Genomic DNA, 18594 nt, shown 5'->3' with positions numbered 1-18594 from the left:
CCCTACGCTCCCGCACCCGCTCCGGGGCCCGCGGAGCCCCCGGTCACCGCGGCCCCGGACACCGCGGCGTCGCCCGCGAGCAGCTCCGCCCACATGGCCGGGAAGTCCGGCAGGGTCTTCGCCGTGGTCGCCACGTTCTCGATGAGCACCCCGTCCACCGCCAGGCCGATCACCGCGCCCGCGGTGGCCATCCGGTGGTCGTCATAGGTGTGGAAGGTGCCGCCGTGCAGCGGGCGCGGGCGGATGTGCAGCCCGTCCGCGGTCTCGGTGACGTCGCCGCCGAGCGCGTTGATCTCCCGGGTCAGCGCCGCCAGCCGGTCGGTCTCGTGCAGCCGCAGGTGCTGGACCCCGCGCAGGACCGACTCCGAGTCGGCCAGGGCCGCCACCGCCGCGATGCCCGGGGTGAGCTCGCCGACCTCGCCCAGGTCCACGTCGATGCCGTGGATCTTGCCGGTGCCGGTGAAGACCAGGCCGGCGTCGGTCAGCTCGCAGGAGCCGCCCATCTCGGTGAAGATGCGGCGCAGCGCGTCACCCGGCTGGGTGGTGCGGCGCGGCCAGTCCCGGACGGTGACCGTGCCGCCGGTGATCAGGGCGGCCGCCAGGAAGGGCTGGGCGTTGGACAGGTCGGGCTCCACGATCATGTCGCGGCCCAGCAGCGCGCCGGGCGTCACCCGCCACACGTCCTTCTCGCCGCCCGCCTCGGGGGTGTCGACCTGCGCGCCCGCCGCGCGCAGCATCTCCACCGTCATCCGGATGTGCGGCATCGACGGCAGGTTGGTGCCCACGTGCCGCACCTCGACGCCCTGGTTGAAGCGCGGGGCGGAGAGCAGCAGCGCGGAGACGAACTGCGAGGAGTTGGTCGCGTCGATCTCGACGACCCCGCCCTCCAGCGCCCCGCCGCCCTGCACGGTCAGCGGGAGCGCCCCGCGGCCGTCGTCGTCGATGCGGGCGCCCAGGGTGCGCAGGGCGGTGATGACCTGGCCGAGGGGGCGCTCGTAGGAACGGGGGTCGCCGTCGAAGCGGATGTCGCCCGCGGCGAGGGTGGCGACGGGCGGCAGGAAGCGCATGACCGTGCCCGCGTTGCCCACGTCGACCGTGGCCGGGCCGTGCAGGGCCGCCGGGATGATCCGCCAGGCCTCGCCCCCGGCGTCGTCCCCGCCGGAGGCCGAGGAGACGGTCTCCTCGATGCCCACGCCCATGGCGCGCAGGGCGTCGGCCATCAGCTGGGAATCGCGCGAGCGCAGCGGGCGCCGCACCCAGCCGGGCTCGGCGGCCAGCGAGGCGAGCACCAGGGCCCGGTTGGTGACCGATTTGGACCCGGGCACCGTGACGGTGGCGTGTACGGCCGCTTCGGCGAGCGGAGCGGGCCAGAGGGCGGGGAGCGCGGGGGTCTCGGTCATGGCCCCCACTTTAGTGGCTCCGCCCCGCCCCAGATCTTGATCGCGGGGCCGTCTCAGAGACCGAGCAGCCAGCGCCCGCCGCCGAGCAGCGAACAGAGCGCGACCACGTGGAACAGGAGGAGCCAGACCACGGGAGGGACGTGTGTGAGCCGCCCCAGCTGGTCCGCGTCCGAATCGGGGGCTCCGCCGTGGCGCCGCTTGGCCTGGAGCTCGAAGACCGGCCGGACCCCGCCGAGCAGCAGGAACCACACCACCGCGTACGCGAACAGCGCCTGCACCTCGGCCGGCGCCAGCCAGGAGACGAGCAGGAACGCGCCGCCGGTCAGCACCACGGTGAGCGCCCCGTAGGCGTTGCGGATCATCACCAGCATGGCCAGGAGCAGGGCGGTCGCCGCCCACAGCAGCAGGGTGATCCGGTGCGCGGACAGCAGCGCGGCCCCGCCGAGTCCGAGCAGCGAGGGCGCCGTGTACCCGGCGGCGGCCGTCAGGACCATCCCGAGGCCGGTGGGACGGCCGCGGCTGACGGTGACGCCGCTGGTGTCGGAGTGCAGCCGTATCCCGTCCAGACGCCGTCCGGTCAGCAGCGCCAGCAGGCCGTGCCCGCCCTCGTGCGCGATGGTGACGGCGTTGCGCGAGAGCCGCCACAGCGGGCGCGGCCCCACGGCCGCCAGCGCGGCCACCCCCGTCACGACCACCAGCCACAGGTCGGGCGCGGTCTGTATCCCCGTGAGCCGGTCCCACAGGCCGGCCGTCGTGCTGCTGTCCATGAAGGGGCGGACTCCTTGCGGTGGTGGTCGGGTGCCATGGCAGTGTGGCAGCCATGTGCGGACGGTATGCAGCGAGTCGTGGAGCCGAGGACCTGGCGCAGGTCTTCGGCGTCGAGAAGTGGGAGCCGGAAGAGGCCCTGGCACCCGACTGGAACGTGGCGCCGACGAAAGAGGTCCTCGTCGTCCTCGACCGTCCCCTGAAGGACGCGCCGGACCCCCGTCCGGTTCGCCAGCTCCGCGTCCTGAAGTGGGGGCTGGTGCCCTCCTGGGCCAAGGACCCCGCCGGCGCCGCCCGGATGATCAACGCCCGGTCCGAGACCGTGCACGAGAAGCCGTCCTTCCGCCGGCCCTTCGCCCAGCGGCGCTGCATCGTCCCCGCCGACGGCTACTACGAGTGGGTCACCGCCCACGACGAACGGCAGTTGGAGGTCGAGGGGAAGAAGAAGCGGGCCCGCAAGCAGCCGTACTTCGTGCTCCCCGCCGACGGCTCGGTCTTCGCCATGGCCGGGATATACGAGTTCTGGCGCGACCGCACCCTGCCCGACGACCACCCGCTCGCCTGGTGGGCGACCTGCTCGGTGATCACCGCCGAGGCCGAGACCGGACCGCTGGCCGCGGCCCCGCAGGAGGGGCCCGCCTCGCTCGCCGACATCCACCCCCGGATGCCGCTGATGCTCACCCCCGACCGCTGGGACGCCTGGCTGGACCCGGCCCGCACCGACCCGGACGAGCTGCGGGACCTGCTGGCGCCGCCGCCGGGCGGACTGATGCGGGCCTACCCGGTGTCCACCGCGGTCAGCAACGTCCGCAACAACGGGCCCGAGCTGCTGGACGAACTGGCCGCGCCGGAGGAGGCCACCCTCTTCTGACCGGGCCCGCCGGCCTGTCGGGTGCGGGTGCGCGGGCCCGGCGCCCGGCATGATCGGCGCATGACCACGCGCACCGAGACCGTCGACACCCCGCCGGGCGAGGCCCGCATCACCTGGCACACCGCCCGCGGCGCCCGCCTCGTGCTCGCCGTCGGCCACGGAGCCGGCGGCGGCATCGAGGCCCGCGACCTGCGGGCCCTGGCCGCCGCCCTGCCCCCCCGGGGCGTCACCGTCGCCCTGGTCGAGCAGCCCTGGCGGGTCGCGGGCCGGAAGGTCGCCGCCGCGCCCAAGGTGCTCGACGAGGGCTGGCGGGGCCTGTGGCCGGCCCTGGTACGGCCCGGCCCGCCGGTGGTCGCCGGCGGACGCAGCGCCGGGGCCCGGGTGGCCTGCCGGACCGCGGCCGGGCTGGACGCGGCCGGGGTGCTGGCCCTGGCCTTCCCGCTGCACCCGCCCGGCCGCCCCGAGAAGTCCCGGGCCGCGGAACTGCTGGAGGCGGGCCGGCCCACCCTGGTGGTCCAAGGGGGCCGGGACGCTTTCGGCCGCCCCGGCGAGTTCCCGGCGCCGGGCGCGCGGGACCCGTACGAGCTCGTCGAGGTGGCGCACGGCGACCACTCCTTCGCGGTGCCCAAGCGGGCCGACACCACCCAGGAGGCCGCCCTCGCGGTGATCACGGACGCGGTCGGGGACTGGCTGGAGCGGCTCGCCGCCCGCACGACCTGACGGACTCCGGCGCCCGGGCGCGGGGCGTGACGCGGATCACCCGCGGGCGGCGCCCGGTGGGACCGAGGAGGCCCGGAACCCCGCCGGACAGCGGGAATGCGCCGCCCGCCCCCCGCTGTTGTCCCGGATGTCGGAACGCACGGAAAATCGTCGGAGGAGAGGCCACGCATGACCCAGGTCATCAGCCAGAACCGTCCGCAGGCCGCTGACCTGGACTGGACGGTGCTGCCCGGGCCGAAGCGCGGCTCGCTTCGGGCGGCGGAGGCCCGGGAAGGTCGACTATTCTCCGATTCGAGCGGATCCGCTTTCGGAGCCGCCACGCTGTCGGAGGAGGTGGGTCCTGTCGCTGGGACCGACGAAGGCCACGCGGAGGAGACGACCCCGGAGCGCAACGCGCGCTTCGAGCGGGACGCCCTCGGCTACCTCGACCAGATGTACTCGGCCGCGCTGCGCATGACGCGCAATCCGGCCGACGCCGAGGACCTGGTCCAGGAGACGTACGCGAAGGCATACGCGTCGTTCCACCAGTTCCGCGAGGGCACCAACCTGAAGGCCTGGCTCTACCGCATCCTCACCAACACGTTCATCAACTCCTACCGCAAGAAGCAGCGCGAGCCCCAGCGCAGCGCGGCGGAGGAGATCGAGGACTGGCAGCTGGCGCGCGCCGAATCGCACATGTCGACGGGGCTGCGCTCCGCCGAATCGCAGGCGCTCGACCACCTGCCCGATTCGGACGTGAAAGAAGCCCTGCAGGCCATTCCGGAGGAGTTCCGCATCGCGGTCTATCTTGCCGACGTAGAGGGCTTTGCGTACAAGGAGATCGCGGACATCATGGGGACACCCATCGGTACGGTCATGTCACGACTGCACCGTGGCCGCCGTCAACTCCGCGGAATGCTGGAGGACTACGCCCGTGAGCGCGGGCTCGTCCCCGCGGGCGCGGGGGAGTCGAACGACCGGAAAGGCTCGGGCTCATGAGTTGCGGAGAGCCGCACGAGACGGAGTGCGCCGAGGTGCTCGACCACCTCTACGAGTTCCTCGACCACGAGATGCCGGACAGTGACTGCACGAAGTTCGAGACGCACTTCGGCGAATGCAATCCCTGCCTGGAGAAGTACGGCCTGGAGCAGGCCGTGAAGAAGCTGGTCAAGCGCTGCTGCGGGTCGGACGACGTGCCGAGCGACCTGCGGTCGAAGGTGATGGGCCGGATCGAACTGATCCGCTCGGGCCAGGCCGTGCCGGACCACGACGTCACCGCCGACAACCCCGCCGGCGGCTGACCGGCCCCGCCAGGACCGCCCCGGCCGCAGCCGTTCGAACCATCGCCCCCGGAAGGGCCCTTCGTTCACCCGAAGGTGCTAATCCGGGGGCGTCCGCTTGGTGCAATGCGAATATGTGGCCCACTTGGCTCGGGGGCCCCGCTTATCCTCCCCATTCGGCGCCGGTCCGATTCGGTACCAGGCGCGCACGGCACAGGGGAGGAGAGCGCCATGCGGGCACTTCCGCCGGGGGCGCGCGGCTACATCCTCTGCGTCCTCCTCGCGGCCGCCGCGTGCGTCGCGCCCGCCACCCTGGACCGCGGCACGCCCTGGCCCGCGGTGGCCCTGCTGGCCGCCCTCTACCTCGGCTGCGAACTCGTCCGGCTCTGCCCGCTGCCGGCCGGCCGCGTCCCCGAGGACGTCGGCTCCTTCTTCCCCGTGCTGCTGGCCGCCGTCTTCCTGCTGCCCCCCGCCGCCGCCGCGCTCGTGGCGCTGCCCGGCGGGCTCGCGGGAGCCGTGGTCCAACGGCCCGCGGGCGTCCGCCGGGTGTGGCACGCCGCGCAGCAGGCGGTGGCCGCCTGGGTCGCGGGGCACGTCCACGGCCTGCTGGGCGGCCCGGCGACGCTCGGGGCCGCCGGATCCGCGGTCTCCGCGGGCGGCGGCGCGGGAGGGCCGGGACCGGTCGGCTGGGGGGCCGACTTCCCGTACGCGATGCTCCCGGCCGCGGCCGCCGCCACCGCCTTCTGCCTGGTGCTCACCGCGCTCGACGGGGGCGTCCTGGCCACCGCCGAACGCCGGCCCGCCGCCACCGCCTGGCGCGGGCTGCCGGCCCGGTCCCTGGCGCCGCACTGCGTGCACGGGCTGGCCGGGCTGATGATGGCCGTCATGTGGCGCAGCCCGTACGGACTGCCGGCGGCCCTGCTGGTCCTGCTGCCGATGTACATCTCCTGCTGGGTGTTCGCGCAGTACCACCGCGAGCGCGCCGCCCACCGCTCCACCATCCGCGCCCTCGTGCAGGCCGTCGACATCAAGGACCGCTACACGCGCGGCCACAGCGAGCGGGTCGGGCAGGCCTCCGCGATGATCGCCCGCGAGCTGGGCATGGGCGAGGAGCGCCTCGAAGTCGTCCGCATCGCCGGCATCCTGCACGACGTCGGCAAGCTCGGCGTCCCCACCCGGCTGCTGCGCAAGGACGGCCCGCTCACGCCGGAGGAGCGCAGGGTCATCGAGCTGCACCCCGAGTACGGGCACGAGATGGTGCGCGGCATCGGCTTCCTGGGGGAGGCCCGGTCCGCGATCCTGCACCACCACGAGCGCGTCGACGGCTCCGGCTACCCGTACGGGCTGAGGGGGGAGCAGATCCCGGTGCTGGCCCGGGTGGTGGCGGTGGCCGACGCCTTCGACGCGATGACCTCGACCCGCTCCTACAGCCGGGCCCGCCCGGTGCCGACCGCCCTGGCCGAGCTGGAGCGGTGCGCGGGGGCGCAGTTCGACCCGGCGATGGTGCGGGCGCTGACCGGGGCCGTCGCACGGCAGGGGTGGCACCCCGTGGTCACCTCCGACGAGGACCGGCAGACGACCGGTCCCGGTGCCGGTGCCGTAGCCGGCCCCGGTGGTGCTCCCGGGACCGGCGCGGACGGGGCGGCCGGGCTGCCGGCCCAGGCACGGGAGGCCGCCGCCGGGCCGCCCGCCCCCGCGCCGCCCGGCCGTGGGCGGCGCGGGCCGGGGGGCGGGGCGTGAGGAGCGCCGCCGCGTGGGCGGTCCGCGCCGGCGCCGGACTGCTCACCGCGGCCGCCCTCGGCGCGACCCTGTGGAACGGGGTGTCCGACCCCGGCGCGGCCCTGGCCTTCGGCGCGCTGGTCGCGGTCGGCGAGCTCGCCCGCCGGGACCGCGGTACGGTCCACCGCGCCGGGGCCGCCGGACGGATCCCGGCCGAGGACCGCCAGCCCGCCCCGCTGGGCTCCGCCGGGGCCCTCGCGTACGCCCTGCTGGGCGAGAACGCCGGCCGGCCCACCCACCACGGGGTGCTCCAGGTCATCGCGGTCGTGGTCGCCGCCGCCCTCGCCGGGGCCGTCCCGCACATCGCCCGGGGTCGCGGACCCGACGTCGACCAGGTCGCGAGCCGGGTGCTCACCGTCGCCTTCACCGCCGTCTGCTTCGCCCCGCTGTACGGCTCCGGCCTGCTCCGGCCCGGCGCCGGCCGGGGGCCGTACCTCGTCCTCTTCCTGCTGCTCCTGCTGGGCCTGACCGCCCTGTGCGACGCCGTGCTGGCCGCCACCCTCGCCCGGGCCCGGACCGGATGGCCGTACGGGCCCCTGCTCCGCGACGAGCTGCGCGCCCGGCTCGGCATCGGCTCCGCGATCTGCGCCACCGGGGTGGTGATGGCCCTGGGCGTGGCCGTCGCCGGGCTGTGGGCGCTGCCCGTCCTCAGCGTGCCCCTGCTGCTGACCCAGCTCTCCTTCCGGCGGATCGCCGCCGTCCGCACCACCTACCGCCAGACCATCACCTCCCTGGCCCGCGCCACCGAGATCGCCGGCTGCACCCGGCCGGGGCACGCGCGCCGGGTCGCCGACCTGAGCCGGGCCGTGGGGCGGGACCTCGGGCTGTCGGAGCGGGAGCTCACGGTGGTGGAGTACGCCGCGCTGATGCACGACATCGGGCAGCTGTCCCTCGTCGACCCGGTCCCGGACGGCGCCACCGCCGGGCTGCCGGCCGACGAGGCCCGCCGCATCGCCGGCCTGGGCGGGGAGGTGGCCCGGCAGACCGGGGTGCCCGCGGAGGTCGCCGTGGTGGTGGAGCGGCAGGCCGAGCCGTACCGGGAGCAGCCGGTGGCCGCCCGCATCGTGCGGGCGGTCAACGCCTACGACGACCTGTCCGCCGGGGGCGGTCACCCGGGCGGCTCACTGGCCGCCCTGGAGCAGCTGCGGCTGGGCACGGGCCACGACTACCAGCCCGAGGTGGTGGAGTCCCTGGCGAGGGTTCTGGCCAGGGGTGGCCGTGACAGAGTTGTTCCCGTCGCTCCTGGGTAACCCATGGGTAATGAGCGGCCGTCCGAGCGGGCATGGTTGGATGCCAGTGAGAGTGTCCGTGAGGGTGTCCGCAAGGCTGCACCGTTGTCCCCCAGCGACCGCTGGGCGGTGCCCCCAGGCAGGCGGGAATCGTGAGGATCTTCGGGAAGGTACGGCATCGGCCCTCCGCCTCGTGGCGGCAGGCCACCGACCGCGCGTTCACGCTGATCGGCGACGGTCGGTACGAGGACGCGGGAGCGCTGCTGACGAGAGCGGCGGACCTGGAACCGTGGCTGTCCGAGTCCTGGTTCAATCTGGCCCTGCTCCACAAGTTCCGGCACGACTGGGAGCAGGCCCGGTCGGCCGGCCTGCGCGCGGTGGCCCTGCTGGACCGGGAGGCGGGCGCGCCGGACTGGTGGAACGTCGGGATCGCGGCGACGGCGCTGCAGGACTGGCCGCTGGCCCGCCGGGCCTGGCAGGCGTACGGGCTCAAGGTTCCCGGCGATCCGCACGGCGCGGGCGACCGTTCCAAGGGCGGCGGCGAACCGGTCGGCATGGAGCTGGGCAGCGCGGCCGTGCGGCTGTCGCCCGAGGGCGAGGCCGAGGTGGTCTGGGGCCGCCGGCTGGACCCGGCCCGGCTGGAGGTCCTGTCGATCCCGCTGCCGTCGTCCGGCCGGCGCTGGGGCGAGGTGGTGCTCCACGACGGGGTGCCGCACGGGGAGCGGGTCACCGCGGCCGGCCCCTCGTACCCGGTCTTCGACGAGATCGAGCTGTGGGCGCCGTCCCCGGTGCCGACCTGGGTGGTGCTGCTGGAGGCGGCCACCGAGGCCGACCGGGACGCCCTGGAGCAGCTGGCCTCGGACGCCGGGTTCGCCGCCGAGGACTGGTCCTCGTCGGTGCGGCTGCTGTGCCGGACCTGCTCGGAGAGCGAGATGCCGAGCGACGAGGGCGACGGGGAGCACCTGGACCCGCACGACCACAGCGAGCCGGGGCACCCCGGGCCGCTGGGGCACCGGACGGCCGGATCCGGTTCGCTGTGGGTGCCCGAGCGGGAGTGCGGGATCGCGGCGCCGCCCGGTCTGGTGCGCGGGCTGCTCGACGGCTGGGTCGCGGACAGTCCGGGCAGCCGTGAGTGGCGGGATCTCGAAGAAGTCTGCTGAGTCGTGCCCGTAGGCTGTACGGGCACATCGGTGGCCGTCGGCTGCCGCCGGTGACGGACTTACGGAAGGCGTACGGCGGACATGGCGCAGCAGGAGAACGAGGTTGTCGAGGCCGTGGCGAACGACGGGTACGTCGTGGACACCGAGGACTGCGCGGAGCGCGAGCTCGCCCACCGCGAGCGTGGCACCGCCCGTCCCATCACGGTGGTCGGCAACCCGGTCCTGCACCGGGAGTGCAAGGACGTCACCGAGTTCGGCGACGAGCTGGCGCGGCTGATCGACGACATGTTCGCCAGCCAGAAGGCCGCCGAGGGCGTGGGCCTGGCCGCGAACCAGATCGGTGTGGACGCCAAGGTCTTCGTCTACGACTGCCCCGACGACGACGGCAACCGGCACACCGGTGTCGTGGTCAACCCGAAGCTCGTCGAGCTGCCGGCCGGCACCCGCGTCCTGGACGACTCGAACGAGGGCTGCCTGTCCGTGCCGACGGCGTACGCCTCGCTGGCGCGCCCGGACTACGCCGAGGTGACCGGCCAGGACGCGCAGGGCAACCCGATCAAGGTGCGCGGCACCGGCTACTTCGCCCGCTGCCTCCAGCACGAGACCGACCACCTGTACGGGTACCTGTACATCGACCGGCTCTCGAAGCGGGACCGCAAGGACGCGCTGCGGCAGATGGAAGAGGGCACCCCGCGCTACGAGACCGTCCCGAACGCGTAGCGGCCCCGGTCACCACGGCACGCGGCGGGGCCCCGCTCCGATCCGGAGCGGGGCCCCGCCGCGTGCCGTGGACGGCGCCGGCTACTTCCGGACGAAACCCCAGCCGCTGTCGGGGGGAGCGACCCCCCAGCCGCTGTCCGCCGGCGGCTGCGCGGAGCGGGCCGGAGCGGGCGCGGCGAACCCCCAGCCGCTGTCCGCGGAGGCGGCGCCGGTCGCGCCCCCGACGAGCAGCGCGGCGAACGCGGCGGCGGTGAGGATGCGGGCGGTGCGGGACATACAGGCCCCCCTGGGCTGTGGTGGTGAGGCGCGGGGCCCGAGTGCGGTGCGGGCTTCCTGGGCCAGGCCCGTTCACCGTACGTCATCGTCCGGCTACCCAGGCGACGGGTTCGGGACAAGTGTTCCCCGTCTTTCGGCCAGGCCCAGATCCGGTCACCGCGGTCAGGCGACGGCCTGCGGCCCCCGGAACGCGCGCCGGAAGGCGTTCGGGGTGGTGCCCAGGGCGCGCAGGAAGTGGTGGCGCAGCGCGGCCGCGTTGCCGAAGCCGCAGCGGCCCGCGATGGCGTCGACCGTCTCGTCCGTGGCCTCCAGCAGCTCCTGGGCCAGCAGGACCCGCTGGCGCAGCACCCACTGGTACGGGGTGGTCCCGGTCTCCTGGAGGAAGCGGCGGGCGAAGGTCCGGGGGGACATGTGGGCGCGCTCCGCGAGCTGCTCGACGGTGATCTCCCCGTCGAGGTGGCGGGCCATCCATCCGATCACCGCGCCGACCGTGTCGCAGGAGGTGCGCGGCAGCGGCCGCCGGATGTACTGGGCCTGGCCGCCGTCCCGGTGCGGGGGCACGACCATCCGCCGGGCGATCGTGTTGGCCACCTCGGCGCCCTGCTCCTGGCGGACCACGTGCAGGCAGGCGTCGATGCCGGAGGCGGTGCCGGCGGAGGTGACCACCGGGCCCTCGTCCACGTACAGCACGTCGGGGTCGACCCGGGCCCGCGGGAAGCGGCGGGCCAGCGCGGGGGCGTGCATCCAGTGGGTGGTGCAGCGCCGGTCGTCGAGCAGGCCCGCCGCGCCCAGCACGAACGCCCCGCTGCACACGCTGAGCACCCGTGCCCCGCGGTCCACGGCCCGGTGCAGGGAGGCCAGCAGGGCGGCCGGGTAGTCGCGGACGGGGGCCTCGCGGTCGGCCGGCAGGCAGATCAGGTCCGCCTCCTCCAGCCGGTCGGGGCCGTGGGGGAGGGTGAGGCCGTAGTGGCCGTCGCCGACCGCGAGCGGGTTGTCCTCCGCCGCGCAGACGGCGAAGTCGTAGACGGGCAGGCCCACCGCGCTCCGGTCGACCCCGAAGACCTCGCAGAAGATGCCCAGTTCGAAGGGGGCGACCCCGTTGGCCACGGCCACGGCCACGTTGTTCAGCATGACCCCAGTGTGGCAGTAATTCGTAGATCCATGACGGTCCTGCCACTGTCGGGTGGGATCCGCCCCGGCGAGGGTGGAGCCGTGAACACGCTCCTGAACCTCCTCACCGTCCTCGCCCTGGCCGCACCGCTCCTCGCCCCGGCCCTGTACGGAGCCCTGCGCGAGCGCCGGATCGACCGGCAGCTCGCCGCCGCGGCCCGCGGCGAGCCGGCGGCCCCGGGGCGGGGCCCCGCACCGGCCGCGGACCGGTCCCCACAGCGCGGCGGCGCCCGGTCCGCCGCGCGGCACCGGGGCCACACGGCGCACCGGGCGCCGACGTCCGCAAGAGCGGGGGAGCGGGCGGCCTAGAAGTCCTCGTCCAGGTCGACCGTGCCCTCGACCGCGACCTGGTAGGCCGACGGGCGCCGCTCGAAGAAGTTCGTCAGCTCCTGGACGCCCTGCAGCTCCATGAAGGAGAACGGGTTCTGCGAGCCGTACACCGGCGGGAAGCCCAGACGCACCAGGCGCTGGTCCGCGACGCACTCCAGGTACTCGCGCATCGACTCGGTGTTCATGCCCGGCAGGCCGTCACCGCACAGGTCGCGCCCGAACTGCAGCTCCGCCTCCACGGCCTCCTTCAGCATGTCGGTGACCTGCTGCCGCAGGGCGTCGTCGAAGAGCTCCGGCTCCTCCTTGCGGACCGTGTCCACGACCTCGAACGCGAAGTTCATGTGCATGGTCTCGTCACGGAACACCCAGTTCGTGCCGGTGGCCAGACCGTGCAGCAGGCCGCGCGAACGGAACCAGTACACGTACGCGAAGGCGCCGTAGAAGAACAGGCCCTCGATGCACGCCGCGAAGCAGATCAGGTTCAGCAGGAAGCGGCGCCGGTCGGCGGCCGTCTCCAGCCGGTCGATCTTCTCGACCGAGTCCATCCACCGGAAGCAGAACTGCGCCTTCTCGCGGATCGACGGGATCTCCTCGACCGCGTCGAAGGCCGCCGCGCGGTCGTCCGGGTCGGGCAGGTAGGTGTCGAGCAGCGTCAGGTAGAACTGGACGTGCACGGCCTCCTCGAACAGCTGGCGCGACAGGTACAGGCGCGCCTCCGGGGAGTTGACGTGCTTGTAGAGCGTCAGCACCAGGTTGTTCGAGACGATCGAGTCACCCGTCGCGAAGAACGCCACGAGCCGGCCGATCATGTGCTGCTCGGAGGGGGTCAGCTTCGCCAGGTCGGCGACGTCCGAGTGGAGGTCGACCTCCTCCACCGTCCACGTGTTCTTGATCGCGTCGCGGTAGCGCTCGTAGAAGTCCGGGTAGCGCATCGGACGGAGCGTGAGCTCGAAGCCCGGGTCCAGGAGGTTCTTGGTGTCGTTGGAGCTCATTACTGGCAGGCCTCGCAGGACTCGGGGTTCTCAAGGGAGCAGGCGAGCGCGTCCGCGTCGGCCGCGGCCTGCGGGAGCGCCACCGGGGTGGTGGCCTGCGCGGCGCGGGCGATCTTCGTCGCCGGGCGCGAGCGCAGGTAGTAGGTGGTCTTCAGGCCCTGCTTCCAGGCGTACGCGTACATCGAGCTGAGCTTGCCGATGGTGGGCGTCTCCAGGAACAGGTTCAGCGACTGCGACTGGTCGAGGTAGGGGGTGCGGGCCGCCGCCATGTCGATCAGACCGCGCTGCGGGATCTCCCACGCCGTGCGGTACAGCTCGCGCACCTCGGCCGGGATCCAGCCGAAGCCCTGCACGGACCCGCTGGCCTCGCGCAGCGCCTCGCGGCTCTGGGCGTCCCATACGCCGAGCCGCTTCAGCTCGTCCACCAGGTACGCGTTGACCTGGAGGAACTCGCCGCTGAGCGTCTCGCGCTTGAACAGGTTGGAGACCTGCGGCTCGATGCACTCGTACACGCCCGCGATCGAGGCGATCGTCGCCGTCGGCGCGATGGCCAGCAGCAGCGAGTTGCGCATGCCGGTCGCGGCGATCCGGGCGCGCAGCGCGTCCCAGCGCTCGGGCCAGTTCCGCTCCACGTCGTAGTGGTCGGGGTGCAGGACGCCGCGCGCGGTCCGGGTCTGCTCCCAGGCCGGCAGCGGGCCGTTCTTCTCGGCGAGGTCGCAGGAGGCCTCGTACGCGGCGAGCATGATCCGCTCGGAGAGCTTCGTGGACAGGGCCTTCGCCTCGGGGGAGTCGAACGGCAGCTTCAGCTTGAAGAAGACGTCCTGGAGGCCCATCGCGCCCAGACCCACCGGACGCCAGCGGGCGTTGGAGCGGCCGGCCTGCTCGGTCGGGTAGAAGTTGATGTCCACCACGCGGTCGAGGAAGGTCACGGCGGTGCGGACGGTCTCGTCCAGCCGCTCCCAGTCGATGTCGCCCGTCTCCGTCAGGACGAACGCGCCCAGGTTGACCGAGCCGAGGTTGCAGACGGCCGTCTCGCCGTCGTCGGTGACCTCGATGATCTCGGTGCACAGGTTGGACGAGTGCACGACCGTGCCCGGCTCGGCGGTCTGGTTCGCGGTGCGGTTGGACGCGTCCTTGAAGGTCATCCAGCCCTGGCCGGTCTGCGCGAGGGTGCGCATCATCCGGCCGTACAGCTCGCGGGCGGGCATGGTCTTGCGGGCCAGGCCGTCCGCCTCGGCCTTGCGGTAGGCGGCGTCGAACTCCTCGCCCCACAGGTCCACCAGCTCCGGGACCTCGGCGGGGGAGAAGAGCGACCACGGGGCGTCGGCGTTGACGCGGCGCATGAACTCGTCCGGCACCCAGTGCGCGAGGTTCAGGTTGTGCGTGCGGCGCTGGTCCTCGCCGGTGTTGTCGCGCAGCTCCAGGAACTCCTCGATGTCCGCGTGCCAGGTCTCCAGGTAGACGGCGGCGGCGCCCTTGCGGCGGCCCCCCTGGTTCACGGCGGCGACGGAGGCGTCGAGGGTCTTCAGGAACGGCACGATGCCGTTGGAGTGGCCGTTGGTGCCGCGGATCAGCGAACCGCGGGCGCGGATGCGCGAGTACGAGAGGCCGATGCCGCCGGCGTGCTTCGACAGCCGCGCGACCTGGTGGTAGCGGTCGTAGATCGAGTCGAGCTCGTCCAGCGGGGAGTCCAGCAGGTAGCAGGAGGACATCTGCGGGTGCCGGGTGCCGGAGTTGAAGAGGGTGGGGGAGGACGGCAGGTAGTCGAGGCGGCTCATCAGCCGGTACAGCGAGGCCACTTCCTCGACGGCGCGCACGCTGTCGTCCTCCGCGAGACCGCAGGCCACGCGCAGCATGAAGAACTGCGGGGTCTCCACGACCTGGCGGGTGATCGGGTGGCGCAGCAGGTAGCGGCTGTGCAGGGTCCGCAGGCCGAAGAAGCCGAAGCGGTCGTCGGCGCCCTCGGCGAGCGCCAGCTCGACCAGCGAGTCCAGGCGGGCCGCGTGCGCCGCCACGAAGGCGGCGGTGCGGTCGGCGATCAGGCCCTCGCGGTGACCGACGGCGACGGAGGCGGAGAAGGAGGTGGCGCCCTGGCCGGCGGCCTCCTCGGCCACGGCCAGCGTCAGCAGCCGGGCCGCGAGCCGGGAGTAGGCCGGGTCCTCGGAGATCAGCCCGGCGGCCGCCTCGGTGGCCAGGCCGCGCAGCTCCGCCTCGTCCGCGACGGAGCTGCGGCCGCGCAGCGCGGCGGCGGCGACCCGGCCCGGGTCGGTGTCCGGCAGGTCGGCCGTCAGCTCGGTGAGGGTGCGCAGGATCGCGGCCCCGGGACCTTCGCCCGGTCCCGTGAGGACCGTGGACGGAACGGACTCGGCGCGCGGTGCGGAAGGCGCGATGGTCACGGCGGGAGCTCTCCCTCGCTCGGCCCGGTCTTCGGCGGGGCGGGGTGCGAGGGGCGCACGCGGGGATGCGCACGCGCACACCCCGACAGGGTGGGCGGTACGTGCACCGCATGGCGTCCACCGGCCCAACCGCGAGGCCCGGACGTATCGGCACCCGGTTCGGTCGAGCCGGGTGCGCTGTCGGCAGGTCCTCGGACTTGCGGATGCACCGATGGGTGCATTTCATACCGTTGCGGGACAGTTCCGGATTCACACCGGATTCCCCTGCGGCGACAGCAGCCCTGAGCATACATGTGGGGGCGCCTCTCTGTGGAAGCCCCCACATGTAGTGTCGGCGCGGCTACAGGTTCAGCCGGTACGTGAGCAGCAGGAGGTCGTCGATCGGCGCCCAGTCCCGCTCCGGAGTACGGGTGAAGCCCAGCCGGACGTAGATCCGGTGGGCCCCTTCCATGCCCTGCTGGGTGGACAGCACCACCGCCTCCACCCCCTCGATCGCCCGCGCCCGTTCCAGGCAGGCGCGCACGAGCGCCTCGCCCGCGCCCTGCCCGCGCGCCTCCCGGGCCACGGCCAGCATCCGGAACTCGGCCTCGCCCGGCCCGGCTATGTCGGCGAGCGGGCTGCCGGGCGCGGCGAAGGTCACGCCGCCCAGCAGGCGGCCCCCGAGTTCGGCGACGAGCACCTCGGCCCGGGCGGCGCGGCCGGCGACGTCCCGCAGCGTGTGGAGGTAGGGGTCGCCGTCGCCGAAGTCCAGGTGCCCGTCGGAGAGGTAGGCCCCCGCCGTGATCTCGCCCAGCTCCGCGTAGTCGGCGGGCAGCGCCGTCCTGATCGTGATGTCCATGGCACCGAGTGTGCCGGAGGACCGAACGGCCCCGGACCCGGGTGCGCCGAAGGGCCCCGCCGGGAGGGGCGGGGCCCTTCGGTACGCGGCCGCTCAGCAGCAGCGGAACCCCTCGCGGGGATCGGCCTCCCGGGCATCCGTGCGGGCCCGCTCGAAGGCGCGGCGGGTGGGGACCTCGGCGTCCGGGTCGTGCGCGCGGGCGTGGGCGACGTACCGGTCGTAGGCGGCCTCCCCGGAGAACTCCCGCACGTAGAACCGCGCCCGCGCCAGGGCCCGGCGCAGCCGTCCGGGGGCGGGTCCCGCGCACCCGGACGGGGCCGGCCCCGCGGCGCCGGCCGCCGAGCGGTTCACGCGACCGGCTCCTTGGCGCGGCCGCCGCCCGAGTCGAGGCCGGCCGCGGCCAGCTCGGCCCGCTCCTCGGCGGTGGCGATCAGCCCGGCGGGTGCGACGATCTTCGACTCGGACCACGGGACCTCGGAGAGCTTCACGGACTCCGGGGCGGAGATGGCCTTGAAGCAGGTCCGGGCCGCGTCCAGCAGCACGATCACGATCAGGACCGCGAACAGCACCGACAGCACGCCGTCCACCGTGGCGTTGGTGACCACGGTGTGCATCTCCGCCATGGACTTCGCGGGCGGCAGGACCTTCTCGGCGTCGATGCCGGCCTGGTACTTGTCGCGCTGTGCGAAGAAGCCGACCTTCACGTCGGAGGAGAAGATCTTCTGGTAGCTGGCGGTGAGCGTGACGGCCACGTCCCACGCCAGCGGGACGCCGGTCACCCAGGCCCACTTGAGCCGCCCGGACTTGACGAGCAGGGTGGTGCAGACGGCCAGGGCGACCGCGGCGAGCAGCTGGTTCGCGATGCCGAACAGCGGGAAGAGCTGGTTGATGCCGCCCAGCGGGTCCTTGACGCCGACCCACAGGAAGTAGCCCCAGCCGCCGACGACGACCGCGCTCGCCAGCCAGACGCCGGGCTTCCAGCTGACGTCCTTGAAGGACTTGTGCACGTTGCCGAGGGTGTCCTGGAGCATGAACCGCCCGACGCGGGTGCCCGCGTCGACGGTGGTCAGGATGAAGAGGGCCTCGAACATGATGGCGAAGTGGTACCAGAAGGCCTTCATGCCGGCGCCGCCGATGACGGCCGAGAAGATCTCCGACATTCCGAGCGCGAAGGTCGGCGCGCCGCCCGTACGGGACAGCAGGCTGGCCTCCTCCACGTCCTTCGCGGCCTGCGCGAGGGCGTCGGGGCTGATGGCGAAGCCGAACCCGGTCACGGCCTGCGAGGCCGTCTCGACCGTGGTGCCGATGACGCCGGGGGGCGAGTTGACGGCGAAGAAGAGGCCGGGCTCGATGATGCAGGCCGCGATCATCGCCATGATCGCGACGAAGGACTCGGTGAGCATGGCACCGTAGCCGATGACCCTGACCTGGGTCTCCTTCTGGATCATCTTCGGGGTGGTGCCCGAGGAGACCAGCGAGTGGAAGCCGGACAGGGCGCCGCACGCGATGGTGATGAAGACGAAGGGGAACATCGAGCCGGCGAAGACCGGACCGTCGCCCCGGGTGGCGAACTCGGTGACCGCGGGCATCTTCAGGGTCGGCATCGCGATCACGACGCCGACGGCGAGCAGGGCGATCGTGCCCACCTTCATGAAGGTCGACAGGTAGTCGCGGGGCGCGAGCAGCATCCACACCGGCAGCACCGAGGCGACGAATCCGTACGCGACCATCCAGACGACCAGCGTCTCCTTCTCCAGCGTGAAGGTGCCGGCCAGCGAGGACTCGGCGACCCAGCCGCCCGCGACGATGGCGAGCAGCAGCAGCGCGACGCCGATCACCGAGACCTCGGTGACCCGGCCCGGCCGCAGCACGCGCAGGTAGAAGCCCATGAACAGGGCGATCGGGATGGTCATGCCGATGGAGAAGACGCCCCAGGGGGAGTGGGCGAGGGCGTTGACGATGACCAGCGCCAGCACCGCCAGCAGAATGATCATGATGGCGAACACGGCGACGAGGGCGGCGGCTCCGCCCACGGGGCCGATCTCGTCCCGCGCCATCTGCCCGAGCGAGCGCCCGTCGCGCCGGGTCGAGAAGAAGAGGGTGACCATGTCCTGGACGGCGCCCGCGAAGATGACGCCGGCGACGATCCAGATGGTGCCCGGCAGGTAGCCCATCTGTGCGGCGAGCACGGGGCCGACGAGCGGGCCGGCGCCGGCCACGGCGGCGAAGTGGTGGCCGAACAGGACGCGGCGGTCGGTCGGGTGGAAGTCGACACCGTTGTCAAGCCGCTCGGCGGGGGTGGCCCGGGTCTTGTCCACCTTCAGCACGCGGTGCGCGATGAACCGCGCGTAGAAGCGGTAGCCGATGGCGTACGAGCCGAGGGCGGCGGCGAGCAGCCAGGCCGCCGAGATCTCCTCGCCGCGGGAGAGGGCCAGGACGCCCCAGCCGAGTGCGCCGACGAGACCGACGAGCACCCACACGGCGATGGACCTGGGGGAAGGCGGGCCCTGCGTCGCGTCCGGGCCTGCCGCGTCCCGCTCTGTACCTGTTGCTTCCGGTTTCGCCATGATTCTCGTCCCGTCGTCGATCATCTGCGTAAGCGCAGGGAATCTACGGGGGATTGCCCGGTCCGCGTAAGACCCCGTCCGCATACCGGTACGTCGCGTCCGCCCGGCGGGGTGCCGATCGT

At 73.6% G+C, this 18594-nt stretch carries 18 protein-coding genes and 1 riboswitch; of the genes, 9 read left to right on the top strand and 9 right to left on the bottom strand.

The genetic code is table 11. From position 1 onward, the window contains the following. Positions 1–2: 2 nt before the first annotated feature. Entirely contained in the window at positions 3–1400 is a 1398-nt protein-coding gene (gene aroA / locus CP968_RS11695) for a 3-phosphoshikimate 1-carboxyvinyltransferase (protein WP_150517953.1), read from the bottom strand. A 53-nt stretch (positions 1401–1453) separates the two neighbouring features. Beyond that, positions 1454–2167: a M50 family metallopeptidase gene (locus CP968_RS11690; RefSeq protein ID WP_150517952.1), complete on the bottom strand. Its 714-nt coding sequence runs from the start codon at positions 2165–2167 to the stop codon at positions 1454–1456. 53 nt (positions 2168–2220) lie between these two features. Here CP968_RS11690 and CP968_RS11685 point away from each other — a divergent pair, with 53 nt between their 5' ends. The 8 genes from CP968_RS11685 to def all read left to right on the top strand — a co-directional run bounded on the left by CP968_RS11685 (position 2221) and on the right by def (position 9903). Next, positions 2221–3036, top strand: a complete 816-nt coding sequence (locus CP968_RS11685; RefSeq protein WP_150517951.1) for an SOS response-associated peptidase — start codon at positions 2221–2223, stop codon at positions 3034–3036. A 60-nt stretch (positions 3037–3096) separates the two neighbouring features. Beyond that, on the top strand, positions 3097–3756 hold the full coding sequence (locus CP968_RS11680) for an alpha/beta hydrolase family protein (RefSeq protein WP_150517950.1): 660 nt from the start codon (positions 3097–3099) through the stop codon (positions 3754–3756). Between the two features lie 333 nt (positions 3757–4089). Next, complete coding sequence (locus CP968_RS11675) at positions 4090–4734, top strand: sigma-70 family RNA polymerase sigma factor (protein WP_030709911.1); 645 nt, start codon at positions 4090–4092, stop codon at positions 4732–4734. Continuing rightward, the gene (gene rsrA, locus CP968_RS11670; RefSeq protein ID WP_150517948.1) at positions 4731–5036 is read left to right on the top strand and encodes a mycothiol system anti-sigma-R factor; all 306 of its coding nucleotides are present in this window, start codon (positions 4731–4733) and stop codon (positions 5034–5036) included. Before CP968_RS11675 ends, rsrA begins: the two co-directional genes overlap by 4 nt. Positions 5037–5246: 210 nt before the next feature. Next, on the top strand, positions 5247–6755 hold the full coding sequence (locus CP968_RS11665; protein WP_150517947.1) for an HD-GYP domain-containing protein: 1509 nt from the start codon (positions 5247–5249) through the stop codon (positions 6753–6755). After that, a complete protein-coding gene (locus tag CP968_RS11660) occupies positions 6752–8044 on the top strand; it encodes an HD-GYP domain-containing protein (RefSeq protein ID WP_150517946.1) in 1293 nt (430 codons plus the stop codon). Before CP968_RS11665 ends, CP968_RS11660 begins: the two co-directional genes overlap by 4 nt. A 131-nt stretch (positions 8045–8175) precedes the next feature. After that, the gene (locus tag CP968_RS11655; RefSeq protein ID WP_150517945.1) at positions 8176–9183 is read left to right on the top strand and encodes a tetratricopeptide repeat protein; all 1008 of its coding nucleotides are present in this window, start codon (positions 8176–8178) and stop codon (positions 9181–9183) included. A gap of 81 nt (positions 9184–9264) precedes the next feature. Continuing rightward, complete coding sequence (def, locus tag CP968_RS11650; protein WP_150517944.1) at positions 9265–9903, top strand: peptide deformylase; 639 nt, start codon at positions 9265–9267, stop codon at positions 9901–9903. Positions 9904–9984: 81 nt separating this feature from the next. On the opposite strand, the gene CP968_RS11645 is transcribed toward def, so the two are convergent. Beyond that, on the bottom strand, positions 9985–10179 hold the full coding sequence (locus CP968_RS11645; RefSeq protein ID WP_150517943.1) for a hypothetical protein: 195 nt from the start codon (positions 10177–10179) through the stop codon (positions 9985–9987). A gap of 162 nt (positions 10180–10341) precedes the next feature. Then, on the bottom strand, positions 10342–11310 hold the full coding sequence (locus tag CP968_RS11640; RefSeq protein ID WP_150517942.1) for a helix-turn-helix domain-containing protein: 969 nt from the start codon (positions 11308–11310) through the stop codon (positions 10342–10344). An 81-nt stretch (positions 11311–11391) separates the two neighbouring features. On the opposite strand from CP968_RS11640, the gene CP968_RS11635 reads away from it, so the two are divergent. Further along, positions 11392–11658: a hypothetical protein gene (locus CP968_RS11635; RefSeq protein ID WP_150517941.1), complete on the top strand. Its 267-nt coding sequence runs from the start codon at positions 11392–11394 to the stop codon at positions 11656–11658. Here CP968_RS11635 and CP968_RS11630 read toward each other — a convergent pair. The 5 genes from CP968_RS11630 to CP968_RS11610 all read right to left on the bottom strand — a co-directional run bounded on the left by CP968_RS11630 (position 11655) and on the right by CP968_RS11610 (position 18472). Then, entirely contained in the window at positions 11655–12671 is a 1017-nt protein-coding gene (locus CP968_RS11630) for a ribonucleotide-diphosphate reductase subunit beta (protein ID WP_150517940.1), read from the bottom strand. The genes CP968_RS11635 and CP968_RS11630 overlap by 4 nt on opposite strands. Continuing rightward, positions 12671–15067, bottom strand: coding sequence for a ribonucleoside-diphosphate reductase subunit alpha (locus CP968_RS11625; protein WP_150517939.1), 2397 nt, complete (start codon positions 15065–15067; stop codon positions 12671–12673). The genes CP968_RS11630 and CP968_RS11625 overlap by 1 nt, the downstream gene beginning before the upstream one ends. Positions 15068–15232: 165 nt before the next feature. Beyond that, positions 15233–15366, bottom strand: a riboswitch (cobalamin riboswitch). A gap of 41 nt (positions 15367–15407) precedes the next feature. After that, entirely contained in the window at positions 15408–15905 is a 498-nt protein-coding gene (locus CP968_RS11620; RefSeq protein ID WP_150517938.1) for a GNAT family N-acetyltransferase, read from the bottom strand. A 93-nt stretch (positions 15906–15998) separates the two neighbouring features. Beyond that, positions 15999–16187: a CstA-like transporter-associated (seleno)protein gene (locus CP968_RS11615; protein ID WP_150521867.1), complete on the bottom strand. Its 189-nt coding sequence runs from the start codon at positions 16185–16187 to the stop codon at positions 15999–16001. Between the two features lie 65 nt (positions 16188–16252). Then, positions 16253–18472 carry a carbon starvation CstA family protein gene (locus tag CP968_RS11610; protein WP_229886760.1) on the bottom strand — a complete coding sequence of 740 codons (2220 nt, stop codon included), beginning with the start codon at positions 18470–18472 and terminating at the stop codon, positions 16253–16255. Between the last annotated feature and the right edge of the window lie 122 nt (positions 18473–18594).

Source organism: Streptomyces subrutilus, assembly GCF_008704535.1.
GTDB lineage: Bacteria > Actinomycetota > Actinomycetes > Streptomycetales > Streptomycetaceae > Streptomyces > Streptomyces subrutilus.
Note: the sequence above shows the minus strand (reverse complement) of the source record. Positions and strands in the feature narration are given on the sequence as shown.

What these genes read in the sequence shown, in the direction of transcription:
- def (WP_150517944.1), top strand. Translation starts at nt 9,265, where the DNA reads ATGGCGCAGCAGGAGAACGAGGTTGTCGAGGCCGTGGCGAACGACGGG.
- CP968_RS11630 (WP_150517940.1), bottom strand. Translation starts at nt 12,671, where the DNA reads ATGAGCTCCAACGACACCAAGAACCTCCTGGACCCGGGCTTCGAGCTC.
- CP968_RS11685 (WP_150517951.1), top strand. Translation starts at nt 2,221, where the DNA reads ATGTGCGGACGGTATGCAGCGAGTCGTGGAGCCGAGGACCTGGCGCAG.
- aroA (WP_150517953.1), bottom strand. Translation starts at nt 1,400, where the DNA reads ATGACCGAGACCCCCGCGCTCCCCGCCCTCTGGCCCGCTCCGCTCGCC.
- CP968_RS11665 (WP_150517947.1), top strand. Translation starts at nt 5,247, where the DNA reads ATGCGGGCACTTCCGCCGGGGGCGCGCGGCTACATCCTCTGCGTCCTC.
- CP968_RS11620 (WP_150517938.1), bottom strand. Translation starts at nt 15,905, where the DNA reads ATGGACATCACGATCAGGACGGCGCTGCCCGCCGACTACGCGGAGCTG.
- CP968_RS11610 (WP_229886760.1), bottom strand. Translation starts at nt 18,472, where the DNA reads ATGGCGAAACCGGAAGCAACAGGTACAGAGCGGGACGCGGCAGGCCCG.
- CP968_RS11690 (WP_150517952.1), bottom strand. Translation starts at nt 2,167, where the DNA reads ATGGACAGCAGCACGACGGCCGGCCTGTGGGACCGGCTCACGGGGATA.
- CP968_RS11645 (WP_150517943.1), bottom strand. Translation starts at nt 10,179, where the DNA reads ATGTCCCGCACCGCCCGCATCCTCACCGCCGCCGCGTTCGCCGCGCTG.
- CP968_RS11680 (WP_150517950.1), top strand. Translation starts at nt 3,097, where the DNA reads ATGACCACGCGCACCGAGACCGTCGACACCCCGCCGGGCGAGGCCCGC.
- CP968_RS11640 (WP_150517942.1), bottom strand. Translation starts at nt 11,310, where the DNA reads ATGCTGAACAACGTGGCCGTGGCCGTGGCCAACGGGGTCGCCCCCTTC.
- rsrA (WP_150517948.1), top strand. Translation starts at nt 4,731, where the DNA reads ATGAGTTGCGGAGAGCCGCACGAGACGGAGTGCGCCGAGGTGCTCGAC.